The sequence below is a fragment of the Dolichospermum sp. UHCC 0259 genome (assembly GCF_009711935.1).
Taxonomy (GTDB): Bacteria; Cyanobacteriota; Cyanobacteriia; order Cyanobacteriales; family Nostocaceae; genus Dolichospermum.
The window spans coordinates 1-3,147 of sequence record NZ_VIKX01000091.1; the positions used below are offsets into that span (position 1 = coordinate 1).

3 protein-coding genes are annotated in these 3,147 nt (G+C 34.6%); 1 reads left to right on the forward strand and 2 read right to left on the reverse strand.

What is annotated here, in order from left to right; all coding sequences use genetic code 11:
• The first annotated feature begins 66 nt into the window (after positions 1-66).
• Positions 67-996: a type ISP restriction/modification enzyme gene (locus tag FJR05_RS06995; RefSeq protein ID WP_168643452.1), complete on the forward strand. Its 930-nt coding sequence runs from the start codon at positions 67-69 to the stop codon at positions 994-996.
• 3 nt (positions 997-999) lie between these two features.
• Here the strand turns inward: FJR05_RS06995 and FJR05_RS07000 are convergent, their stop codons facing one another.
• Together FJR05_RS07000 and FJR05_RS07005 are read right to left on the reverse strand one after the other, a co-directional pair.
• Positions 1,000-1,974 (reverse strand): hypothetical protein, encoded by a 975-nt coding sequence (locus FJR05_RS07000; RefSeq protein ID WP_168643450.1) that lies wholly within the window; start codon positions 1,972-1,974, stop codon positions 1,000-1,002.
• An 84-nt stretch (positions 1,975-2,058) separates the two neighbouring features.
• A complete protein-coding gene (locus tag FJR05_RS07005) occupies positions 2,059-3,096 on the reverse strand; it encodes a protelomerase family protein (protein WP_168643451.1) in 1,038 nt (345 codons plus the stop codon).
• Positions 3,097-3,147: the final 51 nt, after the last annotated feature.

Below are 3,147 nucleotides of genomic sequence, written 5' to 3' on the forward strand. Positions count from 1 at the left end.
ATGGTGAGGCGATTAGCATAAAATTTTACCCATCAAAACTTTTCAAACACCCTCTTAGGGAAGTTTATTAATTATGAATTTTCTAATGAATCAGTTGTAATAGGAATGTATCGTCCTTATTGTAAACAATCGTGTTATTTCAATAAAAATTTGAATGATATGATCTACCAAATTCCTAAATTATTTCCTAATAAAAATTTAGAAAATTTAGCAATTTGTGTAAACGGAGTTGGTTCACAAAAAGATTTTTCAGCTTTAATAACTAATGTTATTCCTGATTTAAATTTTATTCAAGCAGGTCAATGTTTCCCCTTATATAGCTACGAAAAACAAAGCGAACTAGGATCACTTTTTGCAACAACAAACACAGAACAATACACCAAAAAAGAAAACATCCCCGATAGCATCTTAAAAGAATATCAGCAAAAATATCAAGACAAAACCATCACCAAAGAAGACATCTTCTATTACATTTATGGAGTATTACATTCACCCGAATATAAACAACGCTTTGCATCAGACCTGAAGAAAATGTTACCACGAATCCCCTTTACAGCCGATTTTTGGATATTCAGTAAAGCGGGTAGAGAATTAGCATATTGGCATATAAACTATGAAATCATAGAACCTTATGAATTAGAAGAATTTAAAAAAGAATTATTCTTAAATGATGAAGATTACCGAGTAGAAAAAATGGTATTTGGTAAAAATAAAAACGGTACAGATAAAACCATCATCATCTATAATAGTAAACTTACTTTATCGCAAATCCCCTTAGAAACCTACGAATATATAGTTAATGGCAAATCAGCCTTAGAATGGATTATGGAGCGTTACAAGTTTACTAGGGACAAAGAAAGTGGTATTACTAATAACCCTAATAATTGGTCATCTAACCCGCGTTATATATTAGATTTAGTAAAAAGAATTGTTAGGGTAAGTATAGAAACAGTGAAAATTGTTAATAGCTTACCCCCTTTGAATGAGAGAGAATAATGATTATTCAATCCCATTGGGAACTAAAACCGCAACATCAATAACATCTTCTATTTTGCGTTTATCTGCTTTGCGGTTTAGATATGGTGTAAGTTCATAATTTGCATTATGGCTATCAATATCATCTTGGTAGTCCGTCAATATTTCCTTCACAGTTTGAGGTTTTGACCCTGTTAGGGATTGGATGGCAGTTTGATTAATATGCCACCTATCCCCCGTCTCTGATACTATTTCCGAGTTATGTATTTTAATTGCCTGTATGGCACGTTTAACCATTTCTCTAGCGCGTCCGGGGTGAGTTTTATATTTTGCACTGAGTAATTCTTGTGTTTCAACTTCTGACAAATCAGAATCAAATTGTTTAGCTTTACCCGTTAAAGTAGTCGCATAAATAGTACAAGCTTTTTGGATAAATTCTGATAGAGATAAACCAGAATGAGATAGAGCATCTTGTACCTTTTGTTGAGTATCAGCATCAAGTTGTAAAGCTTCAATTTTCATAGATTCTAATGTTAATTCTGTAGTGATTTCTGGTTTAGTTTCTGTAGGAATATTTGCAGTTACTTCTGTTACGGTATTTTCTTCTGTAATAGTTTCTTGCTTAACTTCTGTAGCGGTTTCTAGTGATGGTGAAAAGCCAGTGAAATGTTGATTTCTGGCATCATCTCCTACTACTTCCCATCGTTCCTCACTAGCTGTGGCATACCATAAAGCTAAGTGTTCAAATCGTTCTACTTGACCCTTACCAGCTTTAGTAAAGTAGTAACCGGGTATAGCTTCATTTTTATCAGGAAAAGCCGCTTGGATAGCTTTTCTTAAAACAGTTCTACATCTTGCAAAGTTTCCATCTGATACCGCTTTTTTCATTTCACCCCAGTATTTAAGGGTAACTTTCTTGATAGCTAATTCATCAGTTAGGTTTTGTAGTTCCGTTGTTAGTTTTGATGCAATTTCAGAAGTCTTGTTAGTGTCGCTCATAATAGAAGTAGGTTTTTTATTTGTTATCCCTATACTAACTCTCTTGTTTAAATATGTCAAGAGGTTTTGTATAGGGATTTATTTTTATATCCTGGTAAGACTTCCTTCCTTTATCTCGTACCGTTTATAGGCGTTTATCGTGGCTTCATCGTTATCACATAAAATCTTTTTAGCAAAGTCTGTGAAGTCGTAGGGGTCAACGTTGCCATCGTTAATAATACAAGCCCTAAGATAAGCGGCTCTAAACTTGTGATAGGTTCTCTCATCTTCAGGAAAAATATCCCAATCTTTGCAAGCTTGGTTTAAAGTTTTTGAGAACCTTCTGTTTACCCGTTCAGGGTCTTCTTTTCTATCAAATCGTTTATCTTTCTTCCCTAACCAGTCAAGGGCGTAAATAACTAAATCAGCAGGTAAAATTACAGGAATTGGGAACGGAACATCAATCAGTTTAACGGCTTTGTCTATCATCTTGACCTTACGCTCTTTACCTTTCAATTGACCTTTAAAAATAATTTTATAGTCGTCTATCTTTTCAAAACTTGCTGATAAATGAACCTCACCCATGCGCCGTCCAGTTGCCAAAGCTACGGCACAAGAAACATCAAGCCAGTTAGTATCATCCTCACCATTTTTAATGTCTGTCAGGATGTTATAGGCATACTTGAGAGAATTAGTTAAGTCAAGAATTACTCTATTTTCAGGTTTTCTACGTTCAGTTACTTTTTGATCATCTTTCTCATTTTGTTTAGCTTTGTATTCTGAGAATAAAAAAGTTACTGCCAAACTAAAATTTTTAACAATTGTCTGGAATTGGTTAATTACCATCGGGTCTTTTAGCTTATCGGCTGTTACAGCCTTTAATGATTTTTTCAGGGCTTGTGATTGTCTGTATGCACTGCTGTAAGTCTTTTCGCCTTCGGGCTTGTCATCTGGATAGGTTGTTTTAAGTAGTCTTACTTCTCGACTAGCTAACTGTTCCCAGCCCGTCAAGCCATCTTTACCTTTTTTACGGTCAGTGATTTTATAGGGAGCAAGGGCTTCAAACTGTGGGATTAAGATTTTGACCCGTTCATCAATGAAAGAGTTAGTCAGTTCATCTGCGGGTAAAAGTTGTCTAGCCATATCCTTGATATCCTTAAATAATAAAATTCATAATTAGATAGTAACCAAGGA

Bases quoted from the DNA above. Each gene is read 5' to 3' on its own strand.
- FJR05_RS07000 (WP_168643450.1), bottom strand. From the start codon at position 1,974: ATGAGCGACACTAACAAGACTTCTGAAATTGCATCAAAACTAACAACG.
- FJR05_RS07005 (WP_168643451.1), bottom strand. From the start codon at position 3,096: ATGGCTAGACAACTTTTACCCGCAGATGAACTGACTAACTCTTTCATT.